This window comes from Streptomyces sp. NRRL F-4489 (genome assembly GCF_001509485.1).
Classification (GTDB): domain Bacteria; phylum Actinomycetota; class Actinomycetes; order Streptomycetales; family Streptomycetaceae; genus Streptomyces.
Window position 1 is genome coordinate 18835 of the sequence record NZ_LLZI01000226.1, and the last position, 17758, is coordinate 36592.

At 73.3% G+C, this 17758-nt stretch carries 15 protein-coding genes; 7 read left to right on the plus strand and 8 right to left on the minus strand.

Annotated elements, in window-relative coordinates; genetic code table 11:
- The first annotated feature begins 44 nt into the window (after positions 1-44).
- Entirely contained in the window at positions 45-1571 is a 1527-nt protein-coding gene (locus ADL22_RS18315) for an SDR family oxidoreductase (RefSeq protein WP_066980390.1), read from the plus strand.
- A gap of 28 nt (positions 1572-1599) precedes the next feature.
- On the plus strand, positions 1600-2967 hold the full coding sequence (locus ADL22_RS18320; RefSeq protein WP_066980393.1) for a cryptochrome/photolyase family protein: 1368 nt from the start codon (positions 1600-1602) through the stop codon (positions 2965-2967).
- 100 nt (positions 2968-3067) lie between these two features.
- Here the strand turns inward: ADL22_RS18320 and ADL22_RS18325 are convergent, their stop codons facing one another.
- A complete protein-coding gene (locus tag ADL22_RS18325) occupies positions 3068-3961 on the minus strand; it encodes an RNA polymerase sigma factor SigF (RefSeq protein ID WP_066980396.1) in 894 nt (297 codons plus the stop codon).
- Positions 3962-4261: 300 nt separating this feature from the next.
- Here ADL22_RS18325 and ADL22_RS35785 point away from each other — a divergent pair, with 300 nt between their 5' ends.
- A complete protein-coding gene (locus ADL22_RS35785; RefSeq protein WP_066980398.1) occupies positions 4262-4558 on the plus strand; it encodes a hypothetical protein in 297 nt (98 codons plus the stop codon).
- A gap of 75 nt (positions 4559-4633) precedes the next feature.
- Here ADL22_RS35785 and ADL22_RS18335 read toward each other — a convergent pair whose 3' ends face one another.
- The 3 genes from ADL22_RS18335 to ADL22_RS18345 form a co-directional block, all read right to left on the minus strand.
- A complete protein-coding gene (locus tag ADL22_RS18335) occupies positions 4634-5746 on the minus strand; it encodes a methyltransferase (protein WP_079064240.1) in 1113 nt (370 codons plus the stop codon).
- 281 nt (positions 5747-6027) lie between these two features.
- Positions 6028-7500: an MFS transporter gene (locus ADL22_RS18340; RefSeq protein ID WP_066980400.1), complete on the minus strand. Its 1473-nt coding sequence runs from the start codon at positions 7498-7500 to the stop codon at positions 6028-6030.
- Positions 7500-8516 (minus strand): nucleoside hydrolase, encoded by a 1017-nt coding sequence (locus tag ADL22_RS18345; RefSeq protein ID WP_066980403.1) that lies wholly within the window; start codon positions 8514-8516, stop codon positions 7500-7502. Before ADL22_RS18345 ends, ADL22_RS18340 begins: the two co-directional genes overlap by 1 nt.
- A 368-nt stretch (positions 8517-8884) precedes the next feature.
- On the opposite strand from ADL22_RS18345, the gene ADL22_RS18350 reads away from it, so the two are divergent.
- Complete coding sequence (locus ADL22_RS18350; protein ID WP_066980405.1) at positions 8885-9715, plus strand: GntR family transcriptional regulator; 831 nt, start codon at positions 8885-8887, stop codon at positions 9713-9715.
- Positions 9716-9948: 233 nt separating this feature from the next.
- Positions 9949-11106 (plus strand): Gfo/Idh/MocA family protein, encoded by a 1158-nt coding sequence (locus ADL22_RS18355; RefSeq protein ID WP_267890187.1) that lies wholly within the window; start codon positions 9949-9951, stop codon positions 11104-11106.
- Here the strand turns inward: ADL22_RS18355 and ADL22_RS18360 are convergent.
- Positions 11103-11534, minus strand: coding sequence for a DUF4267 domain-containing protein (locus ADL22_RS18360; RefSeq protein ID WP_066980411.1), 432 nt, complete (start codon positions 11532-11534; stop codon positions 11103-11105). The genes ADL22_RS18355 and ADL22_RS18360 overlap by 4 nt on opposite strands.
- A gap of 123 nt (positions 11535-11657) precedes the next feature.
- Entirely contained in the window at positions 11658-12008 is a 351-nt protein-coding gene (locus ADL22_RS18365) for an antibiotic biosynthesis monooxygenase family protein (protein WP_066980413.1), read from the minus strand.
- Between the two features lie 166 nt (positions 12009-12174).
- Here ADL22_RS18365 and ADL22_RS18370 point away from each other — a divergent pair, with 166 nt between their 5' ends.
- The gene (locus tag ADL22_RS18370) at positions 12175-12756 is read left to right on the plus strand and encodes a TetR family transcriptional regulator (protein WP_066980416.1); all 582 of its coding nucleotides are present in this window, start codon (positions 12175-12177) and stop codon (positions 12754-12756) included.
- 159 nt (positions 12757-12915) lie between these two features.
- Here the strand turns inward: ADL22_RS18370 and ADL22_RS18375 are convergent, their stop codons facing one another.
- Together ADL22_RS18375 and ADL22_RS18380 are read right to left on the minus strand one after the other, a co-directional pair.
- Entirely contained in the window at positions 12916-14448 is a 1533-nt protein-coding gene (locus tag ADL22_RS18375) for a chitinase (protein ID WP_066980418.1), read from the minus strand.
- Positions 14449-14710: 262 nt separating this feature from the next.
- A complete protein-coding gene (locus ADL22_RS18380; protein ID WP_234430758.1) occupies positions 14711-16201 on the minus strand; it encodes an MFS transporter in 1491 nt (496 codons plus the stop codon).
- Positions 16202-16499: 298 nt separating this feature from the next.
- On the opposite strand from ADL22_RS18380, the gene ADL22_RS18385 reads away from it, so the two are divergent.
- Positions 16500-17744: an adenosine deaminase gene (locus ADL22_RS18385; protein WP_079064247.1), complete on the plus strand. Its 1245-nt coding sequence runs from the start codon at positions 16500-16502 to the stop codon at positions 17742-17744.
- The last annotated feature ends 14 nt before the right edge of the window (positions 17745-17758 follow it).

Consider the following 17758-nt stretch of genomic DNA (forward strand, 5'->3'; position numbering starts at 1 on the left):
CGCGGGGCGGCAGGCATCCGACGACGCGAGGCGGTGGCGGCAGCATGCACGACCGGGAGACGGACCCCCACGACGGCCCCGGCCTGGCCTGCCTGGTCACCGGCGCCACCGGGTACATCGGCGGCCGGCTGGTCCCCGAACTCCTGGCCGCCGGGCACACCGTCCGCTGCCTGGCCCGCTCCCCGGAGAAACTCCGCGACCACCCCTGGGCCGGCGAGGTGGAGGTGGTGCGCGGCGATGTCACCGACGCCGCGTCGGTCGGCGCGGCCCTGCGCGGTATCGACGTCGCCTACTACCTGGTGCACGCCCTGGGCAGCGGCAAGGACTTCGAGGAGACCGACCGCCGGGCCGCCCGGATCTTCGGCGACCGGGCCCGGGCCGCCGGCGTCCGCCGCATCGTCTACCTCGGCGGACTCACCCCCGCCGGCGTCCCCGAGGCCGCCCTCTCCCCGCATCTGCGGTCGCGCGCCGAAGTGGGCCGCGTCCTGCTGGAATCCGGTGTGCCCACCGCGGTGCTGCGGGCCGCGGTGATCATCGGCTCGGGTTCGGCCTCGTTCGAGATGCTGCGCTACCTCACCGAACGCCTCCCGGTCATGCTCACCCCCAGCTGGGTGCGCACCCGCACCCAGCCGATCGCGGTCCGCGACGTGCTGCGCCTCCTGACCGGCTGCGCGCGGCTGCCGGCGGACGTCAGCCGCGCCTTCGACATCGGCGGCCCCGAGGTCCTGACGTACCGCGAGATGATGCGCCGCTACGCCCGGACCGCCGGACTGCCGCCCCGGCTGGTGCTGCCCGTCCCCGTCCTCACCCCGCGCCTCTCCAGCCTCTGGGTCGGCCTGGTCACCCCCGTGCCCTCGGCGATCGCCCGCCCGCTCACCGAGTCGCTGCGCCACGAGGTCGTCTGCCGGGAACGCGACCTCGCCCGCTACCTGCCCGACCCGCCGGGCCATCCGCTCGACTTCGGCACCGCGGTCACCCTGGCGCTCCAACGCATCCGGGACGCCCAGGTCACCACCCGCTGGTGCTCCGCCGCACTCCCCGGCGCGCCCAGCGACCCGCTGCCCACCGACCCCGACTGGGCCGGCGGCAGCCTCTACACCGACTGCCGCGACCAGCGGGTGGACGCCCCGCCCGAGGTGCTCTGGCGGGTCATCGAGGGCATCGGCGGCGAGCACGGCTGGTACTCCTTCCCGCTCGCCTGGGCCGTCCGCGGCTGGCTCGACCGGCTGGCCGGCGGGGTCGGACTGCGCCGCGGCCGGCGCGACGCCGGACGGCTGCGGGCCGGCGACTCACTGGACTTCTGGCGGGTGGAGGAGCTGGAGCCCGGACGGCTGCTGCGGCTGCGCGCCGAGATGCGGCTGCCCGGCCTCGCCTGGCTGGAGATGCGCGCCGAACCGGCGGCCGGCGGCCGCTCCCGCTACCACCAGCGCGCCGTCTTCCACCCGCGCGGACTCCTCGGCCACGCCTACTGGTGGAGCGTGTCCCCGTTCCACGCCGTCGTCTTCGGCGGGATGGCCCGCAACATCGCCGAGGCGGCCGCGGCCGCCGCACGGTCCGATGCGTCCAACTAGCCTTTTACTGAAGGGAGTTACGGGAGCAATGCCCACCGCCGTCGTCCTGTTCACCGCCGACCTGCGGCTGCACGACCACCCGCCGCTGCGCGCCGCACTCCGCGCCGCGGGCACCGTCGTACCGCTCTTCGTCCGCGACCGCGCGATCACCGCGGTCGGCTTCGACGCCCCCAACCGGCGGGCGTTCCTCGCCGACTGCCTCACCGCGCTCGACGCCGGGCTGCGCGCCCGCGGCGGACGCCTGGTGATCCGGTCCGGCGAGGTGGTCGCCGAGGTGTGCCGGGTGGCCGCCGAGGCGGACGCCGGCGAGGTGCATCTGGCGGCCGGCGTCAGCGGCTACGCCACCCGCCGCGAGGAACGGCTGCGCCGCGCCCTGGCGGCCGACGGGCGCAAGCTGCGCGTCCACGACGCCGTGACCACGGCGGTGCCGCCCGGCGCGCTCACCCCGGCGTCCTCCGACCACTTCGCGGTCTTCACCCCGTACCACCGGCACTGGGCCGGGCACCCGCTGCGGGACGTACTGCCGGCGCCCCGGACCGTCCCGGTGCCCGCGCACATCCGCTCGGACCCCGTCCCGTCGTCCGCCGACGTCCCCGGGGTCTCGCCGGGACTGGCGCCGGGCGGGGAGGCGGTGGGCCGCAAACGCCTGGCCGCCTGGCTGCGCGGCGATGCGGCGGCCTACGCGGACCGCCATGACGACCTGGCCGGCGACGCCACCTCGCGGCTCTCCCCGCACCTGCACTTCGGCACGCTGTCACCCGTCGAGGTCGTCCAGCGGGCCCGGCGGCGCGGCGGACCCGGCGCCGAAGCGTTCGTCCGCCAGCTCGCCTGGCGCGACTTCCACCACCAGGTCCTCGCCGCCCGGCCCGGCGCCGCCGCCGGCGACTACCGCACCCGGCACGACCACTGGCGCACCGGGGAAACGGCGGCGGACGAGATCGCCGCCTGGAAAGCCGGCCGCACCGGCTATCCCGTGATCGACGCGGCCATGCGCCAACTGCGCCACGAGGGCTGGATGCACAACCGCGGCCGGCTGCTCACCGCCTGCTTCCTCACCAAGACGCTGTACGTGGACTGGCGGGTCGGCGCCCGGCACTTCCTGGACTGGCTGGTCGACGGCGACCTCGCCAACAACCAGCTCAACTGGCAGTGGGTGGCGGGCACGGGCACCGACACCCGCCCCAACCGCGTCCTCAACCCCGTCCGCCAGGCCAGGCGCTACGACCCGGACGGCGCCTACGTCCGCCGCTGGGTCCCCGAACTCGCGGGGCTGCCCGGACCGGCCGTCCACGAGCCCTGGCGCCTGCCCGCCACCGAACGCGCCCGCTGTGCCTATCCCGAGCGGTTGGTGGAACTGGGGGAGGGGGCGGAGCGGTTCAGGCGGGGGCGGGGGTGAGGGGCGAGTCGTCGCGGTGCCCGGCTGACGCGGTGCCTGGCCGGCAGCGGGCCTGTGCGTGGCGGTGCCTGGCCGTCGCCGTGCCCGTTGCCCGCCGGGGTCAGTGCTGGCCGAGCAGCCCCGTCCGCAGCCGGCCCAGGATCCGGGCGAGCAGCCGGGACACATGCATCTGCGAGACGCCCAGCTCCTTGCCGATCTCGGACTGGGTCTTCTCGTGGACGAACCGCAGGGTGAGGATCCGCCGGTCGCGCCGGTCCAGCTTCCGGACCAGCGGCGACAGCGCGTGCAGGTCCTCGGCGAGCTGGAGCCGGGGGTCCTCGTCACCGAGCGCGTCGGCGAGCGAGCGGCTCGGCTCGTCCTCCGCCGGGTCGGTGGGCTGGTCCAGGGAGCCGGCGGTGTAGCCGTTGCCGGCGATCAGACCGTCGATCACCTCTTCCTCGGAGAGCTTGAGCTCCTCGGCGAGTTCGGAGACCGTGGGGTCCCGGTCCAGGCGGACGAACAGCCGCTCCTTGGCCTGCGCGATCTCGATCCGCAGCTCCTGCAGCCGCCGCGGTACGTGCACCGCCCACGTCGAGTCGCGGAAGAACCGCTTGATCTCGCCCACGATGTAGGGCACCGCGAAGGTGGTGAACTCCACCTCCCGGGACAGGTCGAACCGGTCGATCGCCTTGATCAGCCCGATGGTGCCGACCTGGATGATGTCCTCCATCTCCGCCGGGTCGGAACCGCGGTGCCGGAACCGGCCGGCGGCGAACCGCACCAGGGAGAGGTTCATCTCGACGAGGGTGTTCCGCACGTACTGGTACGCGTGGGTGCCCTCCTCCAGCTCGGCCAGCCGCTCGAAGAACGGCCGCGACAGCGCCTTGGCGTCCTTCGGCGCGATCTTGGAACCGTCCGTGATGTGCGGCAGCCCGCCGGTCCCGGAGCTCACCGCCCGGTCGTCGTCCCGGTGCTGGACCTGCCGCACTCCGGTCTGCGCCGTCACTGCCGTCATCACGCTGCCCTCCCATAATTTGGATCATGGTCCGGTAAGCGGCGTCTGCCCGGTGCCCAGGCGCCAAAACATCCAACGCCGGTTTCTCGCCAGCCAGAACCTTGACAGGGGGAGGGCGGTGTGGTGCGCCGAGGCGGTGCACGTGGTGCGGAATGTGTGACGCGACGCGGACCGGGCCCGGCACTCGGCGCGGTACGGCGTTATCCTCCGCGCCCCCCGTTGCCCGTCGCCCGCCGGTGCTGCTCGCGGGGGCGCGCGATGGCTTGTTCCGGGGGGTGGTTGGGGGCGTGCGGCGACGCGATGGCGCTGCCCGCCGGTGCGTTCGGGGCCGGCGACTTCGCGCCCCGGGCCGTTCGGATGCCGGGGCGTTCGGATTCCGTCAAGGAAGCGGGCGGGGTCCTCGTACGGCACCCCGCCGCGCGCCACGGTGGTGCCGGACGGGGGCCGCAGCACGGCGAGAACGAGGAGAGCGCCCATCGTGAGGACGAGACCCGTGGCGGGGGCGGTATGAGCGCGGAGCGCGTGGTGGGGATCCTGGTGGCGGTGTCGCTGGTCGGCCTGCTGGTGCTCGCGGTGAAGTACCCGGACCGCTTCTGAGGCGGGCCGGTTCGGGATCGATGCGTACCGGACCGGTCCCGTGGTTCGGCACCGGACCGGGCCCGCGCGGTGCCCCTACTCCGGCGCCGCCTCGGCCTCCACGATCGAGGCGAAGGTGGGAGTGGGCAGGATCCGCGTACGGCGCAGTCCGCTTCGCGCGAAGAGGTCGTCCAGTTCCTTCGGGCCGCGTTCCTTGCCCGTCACGAGGGTCATCATCGCCACGTCCAGTGCCCGGCCCGGGTGCGGGGCGTTGCCGGGCGCCGGAACGGAGTCGATGACCAGGACCTTCCCGCCGGGCGCCAGGCCGCGCCGGCAGGATCTCAATATCCGTACGGCCGCCTCGTCCTCCCAGTCGTGCAGGACGTGCTTGAGGAGGTAGACGTCGCCGCCGTCCGGGACGGCGGCGAAGAAGTCGCCCGGTTCGGTGCGCCAGCGGCCGGCCAGCTCGGCGGTGTCCAGGACGTGGTCCCGCAGCGCCGGCTCCTGGTCGAACAGGACCCCCGACAGGCCCGGGTGGCGCAGCAGCACATGGCGCAGCAACCCGCCCCGCCCGCCGCCGACATCCACCACGGTGCCCTCGCCCGGGAAGGGGTACGCCCCGGCCACCAGATCGTCGACCGGCTCGGAGAACGCCGCCATGCCGGTGTCGAAGAGGGCGCGGGTGGCGCTGTGGTCCTTGAGGTACTCGAAGAACGGGGCGCCGAAGACCTTGGGGAAGGCCGGGGCCCCGGTCCGCACGGTTTCGTCGAGCGCGGCCGACGAGCGTACGAAGATGTCGTCGGTGAGCATCAGCACCGCGTCGCGCAGCGATCCCGGCACTCCGGTACGCAGGAACTGCGCGGCCGGTGTCAGGTGGAAGGCGGCGTTGCCGTCCTCGCTGAAGACGCCGCGTCCGGCCAGATAGCGCAGGCAGCGGCGCAGGAACACCGCGTCGGTGCCGGTGAGTTGGGCCAGTTCGGCGGCGGTGCGGGGGCCGCCGGCCAGGTGGTCGGCGAGGTGGAGGAGGGCGGCGGTCCGTAAGGCCGCCGAGTAGAGGTGGCCGAGCGACTGCTCTATCAGCTGCGCGGCGACCGCGTGCGTCGCGGTGGCGGCGTCGGAGGCTGTGGTGTGCTCGGTCGGGTGCGGCGGGGCGGTCGGGTTGGCGCGGTCGGTCGGGTTCGGGTGGTCGGTCGGGTTGGGGGTGTCCACCGTCGGCCTCCGGCTGGTGAGTCGAGTACCTGCTCCGTTCACTGTGGCGGCGCCGCCCCGCCCGCGGCACCGTCCAAGTGATGATCTTCGACTGGGCCTTCCGGCTTAGGGCCGGTGGACGGGGCGGCCGAGACCGGCTCGTCGGATGGGAGGAGGGGGTGTCGGCGGGCGACCGGGGGGCGGGTGCGGTCCTGGTGGGACCGGACGGGGCGGACGGGCCAGGCGGACGGCACCACCCGCGCGCGGCGGCACGACGTCCACCCGCCCCACCCGCGTACCCCTCACACCGGCGAGCCACCAGCCGGCGACGCGCCGACCGGCCCCCCGGCCGGCTCCCCGGCCACCTCCGCCGTCCGCGGCCGGGGGATCAGGAACGACGCGGCGAACGCCGCCGCCGTCACCCCGGTCCCGGTGAGGATGGCGGCCACGTACCCGCCCGTCGAGGAACCGTCTGGCGGGCCGCCGGCGACCTGTACGGCCGTCAGCAGGGCGAAGCTCAGTCCCGCGCCGAGCCCGAACGCCGCCGAGACCAGGCCGGGCAGGAAGCCCGGATGGTCCTTGGGCGCGAGAACGACGCCGAGGAGGTTGAGGACGATGTTGGCGATGCCCGCGTAGGTGACGCCGAGCAGCACCGTGCACCCGATCATGACCGGCAGCGAACGCACCCCCACCAGCGCCATCACCCCCAGGACCAGCGCACTGCCCAGCAGCCCGCAGCGCAGCATCCGCCCGTAGCCGATAACCGGTGCCAGTCGCCCGGTGAACGGACCCACCAGCCACCCCACCAGCGCGAACGGGGTCAGGAAGACGACCGAGGCGAGACCGGCCCCCATGCCGAAGCCGGCCCGCTCGTTCTGCACGAACGACATCAGCACGCCGTTGACGACCGCGAAGACGCCGATGAGCGTGAGCAGCGTCGTCACCAGCGGCGCCCAGGTGGCGCGTTGGCGGAGGTCGGTGACGCGTACCAGCGGATGGCGGCTGCCCGCCTCGATCTTCCAGAACACCGCGAACGCCAGTCCGCCGACCGCCACCAGCCCGGCCGCCAGCGGCCAGTTGGCCGCGCCCAGCTTCTCCGCCTGGTCCACGGCGAGCAGCAGCGCCGCGGCGCTGACCACCAGTGGTGCCACCCCCGCCCAGTCCATCGGCGTACCGGCGGACGGCCGGGATTCGGGGCAGCCGGCCGCGACGGCCACCGCCGCCAGCACCGCGACGGCCGCGATCACCCAGAAGACGCTGCGGAAGCCGAAGTGGCTCGCCAGCCAGCCGCCCGCCAGCGCGTCCACGCCCGCGATACCGCCGTTGACCGCGGTGACCACTCCCATCAGGGTGCCGAACCGCTTCGGCTCGGTCACCTCCGACCGCAGCGTCAGCAGCGAGATCTGCACGACCGGCCCGGAGACGCCCTGGATGACGCGGGCGATGTCCAGCACCACGATGTCCGTGGCGAGCGCGGCGAGCACCGTGCCGCCGGTGAGGACCACCAGCATGCCCAGCAGCACCCGCCGCCGGCCGGCGATATCGCTGAACCGCGGCAGGAACAGCGAGAACATCGCGCACGCGGTGAAGAACGCGGTCTGCGACAGCCCGGTGCCGGCCTCGTCGGTGTGCAGTTCGCGAGCCATGGTGACCAGGGCCGGGCTGAGCATGCTGGCGTTGAGCTGGAACGCGATACAGGCGGCCAGCAGCGCCGTCATCATCGCCGCGGTCCCGGCCGTCGTCCGCCCGGTACGCGGCGCGCGGGAGCGGCTCATCACGCGTCCCGCCCGGCACCCCGGCACAGCCGGTCGACCAGCAGCTCGGGGAAGGTGCGGTCGGTCTCCAGCACCACGGTGGCGTTGGCGCCGGGCTGTGCGGGATAGCCGAGGTACATGCCCCGGGTGTCGGCGACCAGCGCGCCCCGCGCGGCGCCCTCGGCCGTGTCGACGGTCACCGACAGCCGGGGCGCGGACACCGGGACGACCTCGCCGGCGGCGATCCCGGCGGCCAGCGGGTCGTGCAGCGCCGAGCCGCGGAACGGCAGCGCGGTCTCCTCGTGAAAGGCGAAGTAGAAGTCGAGGATCTCGCCGGCCAGTCGCGCGACCGGGGAGCCGGCGGCCAGCAGCCGCTGCCGGTGCGCCTCGGTGAGGTTCTCCCGCATGGTGACGTCCAGCGGTACGAGGGTGAGGTCCCAGCCCGCGGCGAGCACCAGCGCGGCCGCCTCCGGGTCGTTGCCGATATTGGCCTCGGCGACGGGGCTGATGTTGCCGGGGTGGTGGACGGCGCCGCCCATCACCGTGACGCGCCGGACGAGTTCGGGCAGGCGGGGCTCCTTGCGCAGCGCGAGCGCCAGGTTGGTCAGCGGGGCGGTGGCCAGGATCTCCAGGTCGCCGCCGGCCGCCCGGGCGGTGTCGATGATGAGGTCGGCCGCGTGCCGCGGATCCAGGGCCGCGGTGGGCGCGGGCAGCGCGACCCCGCCGAGACCGCCCTCCCCGTGCACGAACGCGGCCTCGGGCCGGGTCTCCCCGCGCAGCGTGGCACCGGCGCCCGCGGCGACGGGAATGTCCGTCCGCCCGGCGACCTCCAGCACCTGGAGGGTGTTGCGCGCGGCCCGCTCGGCGCTGGTGTTCCCGGCGACGGTGGTGACCGCGCGCAGCTCCACACCGGGCGTCAGGCACAGGTAGAGCAGCGCCACCGCGTCATCGATACCGGTGTCGCAGTCCATGAGCAGGGGGCGGGCGGTGGCGGAGGACGGGGATGCCGAAGGGGGCGTGGGGCGCGTGGCGGGCATGGCCGGCGTATCGGGCGTATCAGGTATGGCAGACATGGGCGGGCACTTCCGGATCGAGGATGGCGCGACGAGAGCAGAACGCTCGGAGATTGTCGGACAATCTTTGCCGGGAGGTTAGCCATCGGCTCGCCCCCGCACAAGAGGCCATGGGTGACGTCACAGTCGTACGGCGGGCCTGCGTCCGGCGCCGGAAGCGGCTGAGGTCAGAGCCGCGGCCACCGGGCCGGCGGCCGCGGGATAATCTGGGGTACGGCCAGGGCCGGGGTGCGGCGCCATGACAAGGGCACTACCGGACCCCCAGCGAATGTCCGACCAATCGGCCAACCGCCCCGGCGGTTCCGTTCTCGCCAACCCCTCCAGGAGCCCTCATGCCCCGCCCGGGAGCACGCCGGCACTCCTCGCGTGTCGAGCTGTACCAGCGCATCGTGGCCGCCATCGACGACGGCACGTTCCCGCCGGGGGCCAAGCTGCCGCCCGAGCCGGAGCTGGCGGCGCAGCTGGGCGTGAGCCGGTCGGGACTGCGCGAGGTGCTGATCCTGCTCCAGGAGGACGGCGTGATCACCCGCCGCCAGGGCGCCGGCAGTACGGTCAACCAACCCCCGCCGGCCCCCGGCCTGGAGCGCCTGCTGCCGGTCGAGGCGCTGCTGGGCCCCGGCACCGTACGCTGCCGCCGGCTCGCCACCGAACTGGAGGAACCCACCGACTTCTCCGGCTACCACCTGCGCCTGGCCCCGGCGGAACGCGCCTGCTTCTGGGAGACCGTCGTCGAGGTGGACGGCGAACCGGCGTGCTTCGCCCACGAGTGGGCCGCGGACGAGAAGGTCCTGCGCGCCCTCGTCGGCCCCGAGCTGGCCGCCGTCCTCCGCGCCTCACTCGCGGACCCGCCGGCCACCGGAGCGGAGGGAGGGCCGGCCACCGGCTCCGGGCCGGCCCCCGCCCCGGCCTCCGACTCCGCCGAACCGGCCGGCACGATGCTCGCCGCGTTCCTGGACGCCGGCTCCGGCCGCCACTACACCGCCCGCGGCACCCTCGGCGCCACCATGCTCGGCACCGAACGCGGCGCCGCCATCGCCCGCCCGCCGGAGACCCCGGCCCTGCTCCTCACCCAGACCGTCTGGGCCGCCGGCCGCCCCCTCCTGGCCGCCAAGTACCTCTTCCCGGCCGGGGCGCCGCTGCTGTCCCTGGCCTCCCGGGGCTGAGCGCCCGGCGAACGCCAGGCACCCGGTAACTGAGGCCGGACCCACCCCCCTTGAGCCCCCTCACTACAGTGAGAATCATGAGGCGAGTACGCGAGCGCATGAGCAGGCGCGGCCGGTGGCCTCGCCCGGCCACAGAAGGGCACCCCCCGGTGACTGACCCGCACACGCCCCCAGGCACCAACTCCGCCCCGGACACCGACACAACTGCAGGCACCCCCGAACAGGGAAAGCCCCTGCGCCTGGGCGTAGTCGGTCTCGGTATGCGCGCGGGCCTCGCCCGCCACATCGCCGACCGGGGCCTGCCGGCGCGGGTGGTCGCGGTGTGCGATCCGATCGCCGCCCGCCGGGAACGCGCCCGCACCATGTACCCCGAGGCGACCGCGTACGCCGACCACCGCTCGCTCCTCGACGCCCGCCTGGACGCCGTACTCCTGACGACCCCGGACGACACCCACGAGGAACTGGCCGTGGCCTTCCTGGAGGCCGGCGTCGCGGTGTTCGCGGAGAAGCCGCTGGCCATCACCACGGAGGGCTGCGACCGTGTACTGGACACCGCGCGCCGCACCGGCACGCCCCTCTACGTCGGCCACAACATGCGCCATATGCCCGTCATCCGCACCCTGCGGGACCTCCTCGCGCAGGGCACCATCGGGCAGGTCAAGGCGATCTGGTGCCGGCATTTCGTCGGCCACGGCGGCGACTTCTACTTCAAGGACTGGCACGCCGACCGCCGCCGGACCACCGGCCTGCTGCTCCAGAAGGGCGCGCACGACCTCGACGTGATCCACTGGCTGGCCGGCGGCTACACCGTCCGCGCCCAGGCGATGGGCGCACTGACCGTCTACGGCGACCTCGCGGCCCGCGGCGGCCAGGGCGAGCGGCTGATGGGCGACTGGCTCGACCCGGACGCCAACTGGCCGCCCACCTCCCTGACCGGCCTGCACGACGTCATCGACGTCGAAGACCTCTCCATGATGACGATGCGCCTGGACAACGGCGTCTACGCCACCTACCAGCAGTGCCACTACACCCCCGACTACTGGCGCAACTACACGGTCATCGGCACGCACGGCCGGATGGAGAACTTCGGCGACACCCAGGGCGCGGTGGTGAAGGTCTGGCACAGCCGCCGCAGCGGCTACCGCGCGGACGCCGACCTGGAGATCGCCGTCCCCGCTGACACCGGCGGCCACGGCGGCGCCGACCCCCGGCTGCTCACGGAGTTCATCGCCTTCGTCCGGGACGGCGTTCCCACCCTGACCTCCCCGATCGCCGCCCGCCAAGCGGTAGCAGCCGGCTGCGCCGCGACCGCCTCCCTACGCGCCGACGGCATCCCGATCGACGTCCCCGCCCTCCCACCCCAACTGACCAGCTACTTCGGTACCCACTAGAAGCCAGCGGGCTGCGGGGCGGGCGTCGATCGCGTGGGCGCGGCCCTGCGGGTCTCGTGCAGCATCAGCAGGCCGTTGGCCGCCATCAGTGTCGCGGTCAGGCCGTGGACGCCGAGCGCGGTGGAGGCGGAGCCGTGGTGGGCGAGCACGGTGGTCATGTCGCCGTACGCGGCCAGGGCCTCCACCAGCAGCACCCAGGCCAGCGCCCGGCGGTGGCCCGTCAACAGCAAGATGCCCAGGACCAGGGCCAGGACGACGTCGCGGATTCCCTTGATGGTGAGGAAGCCGCCGCCGTCGCCGGGGGGCCGGTTCGGCAGGCCGAAGCCCGGCGCCGTCGTCTCCGGGCTCAGGATGAACTCCAGCCCGAACCAGAGGATGAAGAGGACGAAGGCGGCGGCCAGGACGGTGTTGAGCTTCTTCAGTGACATCGCTCTTCTCCTTGCGGGACATCGTGGGCTCGGTGAGCCCGGTCGCCATGAGGGCGTCGTGCTCGCCGGCTCCGGCGGTGGCCGCCCGTGCCGGGATCGCGGCGTCCGGCCTGGCCGGCCGTGTCATGCGTCGATCTGCTCGAAGATGTGCGGGTAGGACACGATGTCGTCGGGGAACTCGGCCGCCATGCGCTGGAACTCCGGGCTGCCGAACGCCGTGGCGAGCGCCTCGGTCGACTCCCAGACCGCGACGTTCATCAGCAGCTGACTGCCCGCCGTTCCCTTGTGCAGCTGCGAGGAGACGAATCCCGGCTGGGCCCTCATGAACTCCGCCTGCCTCCGGAAGAGGGCCAGGAACGCTTCGGTCCGCTCCTTCGGGACGACGAAGGTGTTGGCCAGGACGATGGGCCCCGTCTCCTCCTTGAACTGCGCGAACATCGGCGTGGTCGGGTCCAGGCTCTGCAGCTCGGCCATCTTGGGTACTTCCTCTCGCTCTTGGTTGTCTCGCGGTGTCGAGGCCACCCGGCCACCGTCGTACGGACGGATCGCGACCTTGCCAACGGGTGTTGGCCAACGCTTGTTGGCAAAGGTAGAGCCGCGACTCCGGGGTGTCAACACGTGTTGGTCTACGCTTGTTGGCATGACCGGCACCACGGAGAACCAGCAGGCCGCCCGGCGTTCCGACGCCACCCGCGCCACGATCCTCGCCGCGGCCCGCGAGCGGTTCGCGGCGGACGGCTACGAGAAGGCGACCATCCGGGCCATCGCGCGCGACGCGAAGATCGACCCGTCGATGGTGATGCGGTACTACGGCAACAAGGCGGGCCTGTTCGCGGCGGCCGTCGCGGTCGACCCCGGGCTGCCCGGCCTGCCCGTCGAACCGCGCGAGGAGATCGGCCGTACGCTGGTGCGCCACTTCCTCAATCTGTGGGAGGAGAACGAGGAGCTCACCGCGCTGATGCGGGTCGGCGCCACCGACCCGGCCGCCGCCGAGCGCATGCAGAGCGTGCTGCGCGAGCAGTTGATCCCGCTGGCCCGCCGGGTGGGCCCCGAGCCGGAGCAGGCGCCGGCGCGGGCGGCACTGTGCGCCTCGACCGTGCTCGGGCTCGCGCTGACGCGCTACGTGCTGCGGTTCCCGGCGAGCAGGGAACTCGGCGTCGAGGAGATCGTGGACTGGGTGGGACCCACCATCCAGCGGTATCTCACCGCACCGGCTCCCTGAAGAACGCGTTGAGGAGCGCCCGTTGCGACTTTCGATCGCGGCGGGTGTCCGCACGGTCTGCCTGCGGTGGCGCTTGGCGCCGGGCAGGCCCGACCAGGCGGCCGAACGGCCGGAAGACCGGCGGTGCGATTGCGCAACCGCCGGTCCTCGGTGCGGGTTTCAGCAGGTGCCGAGGTCCTGCCAGACGCCCCACTCACCGGTGGTGCCGGGCTCCTCGCCGGTGGTCCACCACTTGGCCTTCCAGGTGTGGCCCTGGTGCGAGACCTGCTGGCCGGCGGTGTAGACCGTGGCGGCGGCCCACGGCGTGGCGGTGCATACGTGGCCGCTGCCGCCGGTGACGGTCAGGTCGTACGCCGCGGTGTGCGTGCCGGTGGTGCCCGTACCGGTGACGGAGAGGTGGTACGTGCCGGAGGCGGTTGCCTGGGTCGTGGACAGGGTGAGCGTGGAGGTGGAGCCGGCCGTGACCGAAGCCGGGCTCAGCGACACGGTGACGCCGGCGGGTGCGCCGGTGACGGTGAGTTGGACGGTCTGGGCCGAGCCGGCCGTGACCGCGGTGCGTACGGTCGCGCTGGTGCGGGCGCCGGCGGTCACCGTTCCGGCGGCCGGGGTGGCGGTGACGGAGAAGTCGTCGGCCGGTGCGGTGCCGCCGCCGGTGAACGGCGCGAAGAGGTGGGTGAAGTCCCAGGTGTTCTGGGCGATTCCGGAGCAGCTGTCGGTGGACGGGCCGCCCGGGCAGCTGCCGTTGTCCCGCTGGAGGGCCCAGAAGGACAGGGTGTTGATGCCCTTGGCGACCGCCCAGTCGTAGACCTGCCGGGCGTTGGCCAGGCTGAAGGTCTCGGCCGGACCGAAGTCGTCGATACCAGGCATCTCGATGATCCCGATCATGCCCCAGAGCTGGGCCGGGGTCTTGCCCGGGTAGAGCGGCGCGAGTTGGTCGTACAGTCCCTGGGCCGCGGTCTGGGTGTCCTTGGCCATGTCGTGGGTGGCGTTGTCGTAGTAGTCGAACGTCATGATGTTGGTGACGTCCGCCCGGGCGCCGTTGCGCACCGCGTTCCGCAGTACGGCCAGGCCGCTGTCGGTCAGGCCCTGGGTCGTGGTGGGCAGGGTGTAGGAGATCTCGACCGTGCGGCCGTTGGCCGCCGCCCAGTCCTGGACGAGTTTGATGGCCTTGTTGCGGCGGTCGACGGCGGCGGCGTTGTCCAGCGAATCGGCCTCGATGTCCATGTCGAGCCGGGCCACGTCGTACGTCGTGATGACCTTCTCGTACACCGCGGCGATCTGGTTGACGTCGGTGCAGCTGTCCGCGATCTCGGTGCCTGTGGTGTCGGCGGTGTAGCCGCCGAACGACGGGATGACATCGCCGCCCTTGCCCTGGATGGTCTTGATGTCGCTGCCGAAGGAGGCGGGGGAGACGGGCGTATCGGTGCTGCCGTTCCAGTACGCGGTGCACGAGCCCTTGGCGGCTGTCTGGAGGAACGCCATGGTCAGGTGCCTGGCGCCGGACTGGGCGGAGAGCGCGGCGGGGCTCTCGCCCGTCCAGGATTCGAAGTAGGGGGCGAAGACGTGGGAGGGGAGCGGGTTCGCGGCCTGGGCCGTTCCGCCGCCGAGCGCGGTCAGGCCGAGGGCGGCGATGGTGGTGACGGCGGCGGTGAGCGCGGCGCGTAAGGAGTGATGGGGTTTCGGGCGTCTCATGTCTGTCCCGGGGGAGGAGGAGTGGGGAGGGCGGTGAACTTCGTTGCTGTGAGGGGGAGTTCGGGAAAGGTGTCGCGTAAAGGGGATAGCTCTGCCATCAAGGGCATGTCAATGGACTGGACCAAGAGAGGACTAGACCAATTCGGGCGTGGGGCCGGGACGCCCCTGCCCAGGGACCGCGCGGCCGGCCGTACCAGTGGGCCACGCGGCGGCCGGGGCGCCGCGGTTCGGCGCCGCGCGGAGCCGCCGCGTGGCCGCGGGCTCAGAGGTGGGCGGGCACCGGAACCGCACCGTTCCGGCCGCCGTTCCCGTTCCCGTCCTGGTTCGTGTTGCCGGGCACCGGCCTGATGGCGAACGCGGTTCCCAGTGCGACCGCGAGGAGGGCCAGCGAGGCGTACAGGGCCCCGGCGTACATCCCAGGGCCGACCGCGCCGACCGCGCCCGCCGCGGTGATGAGTCCGGACGCGAGCGCGGTGCCGAGCGAGGCGCCGATGCCGAAGCAGGCGCCGGTCAGGCCGGTGAGCGCGCCCTGCTGGTCCTTGGGGGCCGAGACCACGGCCAGGCCGTTGAGGGCGGTGATGCTGATCCCGTTGTAGGTGAGGCCGAGGACGGTGAGCGCGACCAGCAGCACCCAGGCACTGTTCATGAACGCCACGGCGACCGCGAAGGCCAGCAGCGAGCCGGCCGAACCGATCAGCGCGATGCGCCGCCAGCCGAACCGCGGGCCCAGGTAGCCGGCGAGTGGCGCCCCGACGACGCCGATCGCGGACGCCGGCGTGGCGTACATGAGCGCCGAGTGGGTGGCGGACAGCCCGTACCCGGCGTGCGGGTCCTGGGTGAACAGCGGGATGGTCAGGGCCAGCGCGCCGAACGCCCCGGCGAGGGTGAGGGTGACGGTCAGCAGCAGCGGCCAGGCACGCCGGGACGCCAGCAGCCGGATGTCGATCACCGCGGTGGCGGCCGTACCGGGTCGTGCCCGGTCGCCGCCGCGGGTGCGCTGGACGAGGACGAAGACGATCAGCGCGGCCAGTCCGCCGAGCAGGGCGATCGCGGTGGGGAGTGAGATCCAGCCCCAGGAGGCGCCCTGGGACAGGCCCACGAGCAGGCCGGTCAGGCCCAGGGCGAGCAGGCCGGCGCCCAGCCAGTCCATCCGGCCCTCGGAGCGCGGGGGCACGGCAGGCACACCGCGCAGCACGGCGAACGTGCCGATCACCGACAGCAGCAGGCTGCCGAAGAAGATCGCGCGGAAGCCGACGGTGTCCGCCAGCCAGCCGCCCGCGATCGCGTCCACGCCCGCGAAGCCGCCGTTGACCGCGCTGATGATGCCGGCCGCGCGGCCGAAGGCGGCCGGGTCGAGGACGTCGTTGAGGGTGAGGAAGGCCAGCGAGAACGTCGCGGCCGAGATGCCTTGCAGGACGCGTCCGGCGACGAAGACGGCGATGTTCGGCGCCAGGGCGCAGGCCAGGCTGCCGATGATCAGCAGGCCCAGGCACACCAGGATCATCGGCTTGCGGCCGCGGTAGTCGCTCAGCCGCGCCAGGGTGACCTGACCGACCGCCGCGAGCAGGAAGAACAGTGTCTGGGAGAGGCCGACCAGCCCGCTGGTGGTGTGCAGCCGGTGGACGACGTCCGGCAGGGCGGGGCTGAGCATGGTGGCGTTGATCTGATACCCGAGTACGGCCAGTACCAGGGCCGGCAGCATGAAGCGCGGATTGGTGCTCCGCGCCGTACGGGGGCGCTCACGGCTCGTCATGGGCATGACGGCTCCTCCGGCTGAGAAGGGGAAGGGGTACTGGCGGCGGCAACGCCAGGGGCGTTCGGCGCATCACGAACGAACGGTCTGGCTTGTCGGACAAGCTCGCGCCGTTCGCACCGGTCTATATGGCGCTCAACAAACTGTCAATGGTCCTTTGCCGATCCTTGGAGGGGGTGTGCCGGTGGTTGGGTTGGAGGTCGGCCTGACGAGTGCCCCTCGCGTCCCGGTGTCCCGCCCGTCCAGCGACTGGGACCCGGTCGCCCGCCGGTCCGGGGACGTGCCATACTCCGGCTCCATGACCTTGTCAGACAAGCTTCCGCACCCCACCCCCTCGTCCTCCCCCTCGCCCGCCACCCCGCAGGCCGCGCCGACTCCCGCTCCGGGAGCCGCCGTTGCCGGGGCCGCTCGCCTGCTGGACCGGGAGGAGGTCCGCCGGGCGCCCAAGGTCCTGCTGCACGACCACCTCGACGGCGGGCTGCGGCCGCAGACGATCATCGAGCTGGCCGAGGCCATCGGATACCGGCAGCTGCCGTCCACCGACCCGGCCGAGCTGGCGGTGTGGTTCCGCCAGGCCGCCGATTCCGGTTCGCTGGAGCGGTACCTCGAGACGTTCGCGCACACCTGCGCCGTGATGCAGACCGGCGAGGCGCTGTTCCGGATCGCCTCGGAGTGCGCCGAGGACCTGGCCGCCGACGGCGTCGTCTACGCCGAGGTCCGCTACGCGCCCGAGCAGCACCTGTCGGGCGGGCTGAGCCTGGACGAGGTCGTGGAGACGGTCAACGCCGGCTTCCGGGCGGGCGAACGCCGGGCCGCGGCCGCCGGCCACCGCATCCGCGTGGGCACCCTGCTGTGCGCCATGCGCCACGCCGACCGGGCCCGCGAGATCGCCGAACTGGCCGTCGCCCACCGGGACCGCGGCGTGGCCGGCTTCGACATCGCCGGCGGCGAGATCGGCAACCCCGCCTCCCGGCACGCCGACGCCTTCGACTACCTGCGCAGCCAGGGCGCCCGGATCACCATCCACGCCGGTGAGGCGGTGGGCATGGAATCCATCCACCAGGCGGTCCTGCGCTGCGGCGCGCACCGCATCGGCCACGGCGTCCGCATCACCGACGACCTCACCATCGAGCCCGACGGCACCGTCCGCCTGGGCCGGCTGGCGTCCTACGTCCGCGATATGCGCATCGCCCTGGAGGTCTGCCCCACCTCCAACCTCCAGACCGGCGCCGCCACCAGCTACCCGGACCACCCCATCGACCTGCTGCGCCGACTGGGCTTCCGGGTCTGCCTGAACACCGACAACCGCCTGGTCAGCGGCACCACGATGACCCAGGAATTCCAGCACCTGGCCGACACGTTCGGCTACGGCGCCAACGAGCTGGAGGCCCTCACCCTCAACGCGGCCAAGGCCGCCTTCCTCCCCTACGACGAGCGCACCGCGCTCATCAACGAGGTGATCCGCCCCGGCTACGCGCGGCTGCGCGCCGGGGACCTGAGCCGGGTGCCGGTACGCGGAGGTGGCGCCGCGGCCGCGGCGTAACCCTCCCGTACGGC

Bases quoted from the DNA above. Each gene is read 5' to 3' on its own strand.
- ADL22_RS18315 (WP_066980390.1), top strand. From the start codon at position 45: ATGCACGACCGGGAGACGGACCCCCACGACGGCCCCGGCCTGGCCTGC.
- ADL22_RS18320 (WP_066980393.1), top strand. From the start codon at position 1,600: ATGCCCACCGCCGTCGTCCTGTTCACCGCCGACCTGCGGCTGCACGAC.
- ADL22_RS18325 (WP_066980396.1), bottom strand. From the start codon at position 3,961: ATGACGGCAGTGACGGCGCAGACCGGAGTGCGGCAGGTCCAGCACCGG.
- ADL22_RS35785 (WP_066980398.1), top strand. From the start codon at position 4,262: ATGGCGCTGCCCGCCGGTGCGTTCGGGGCCGGCGACTTCGCGCCCCGG.
- ADL22_RS18340 (WP_066980400.1), bottom strand. From the start codon at position 7,500: ATGAGCCGCTCCCGCGCGCCGCGTACCGGGCGGACGACGGCCGGGACC.
- ADL22_RS18345 (WP_066980403.1), bottom strand. From the start codon at position 8,516: ATGCCCGCCACGCGCCCCACGCCCCCTTCGGCATCCCCGTCCTCCGCC.
- ADL22_RS18350 (WP_066980405.1), top strand. From the start codon at position 8,885: ATGCCCCGCCCGGGAGCACGCCGGCACTCCTCGCGTGTCGAGCTGTAC.
- ADL22_RS18360 (WP_066980411.1), bottom strand. From the start codon at position 11,534: ATGTCACTGAAGAAGCTCAACACCGTCCTGGCCGCCGCCTTCGTCCTC.
- ADL22_RS18365 (WP_066980413.1), bottom strand. From the start codon at position 12,008: ATGGCCGAGCTGCAGAGCCTGGACCCGACCACGCCGATGTTCGCGCAG.
- ADL22_RS18370 (WP_066980416.1), top strand. From the start codon at position 12,175: ATGACCGGCACCACGGAGAACCAGCAGGCCGCCCGGCGTTCCGACGCC.
- ADL22_RS18375 (WP_066980418.1), bottom strand. From the start codon at position 14,448: ATGAGACGCCCGAAACCCCATCACTCCTTACGCGCCGCGCTCACCGCC.
- ADL22_RS18380 (WP_234430758.1), bottom strand. From the start codon at position 16,201: ATGACGAGCCGTGAGCGCCCCCGTACGGCGCGGAGCACCAATCCGCGC.
- ADL22_RS18385 (WP_079064247.1), top strand. From the start codon at position 16,500: ATGACCTTGTCAGACAAGCTTCCGCACCCCACCCCCTCGTCCTCCCCC.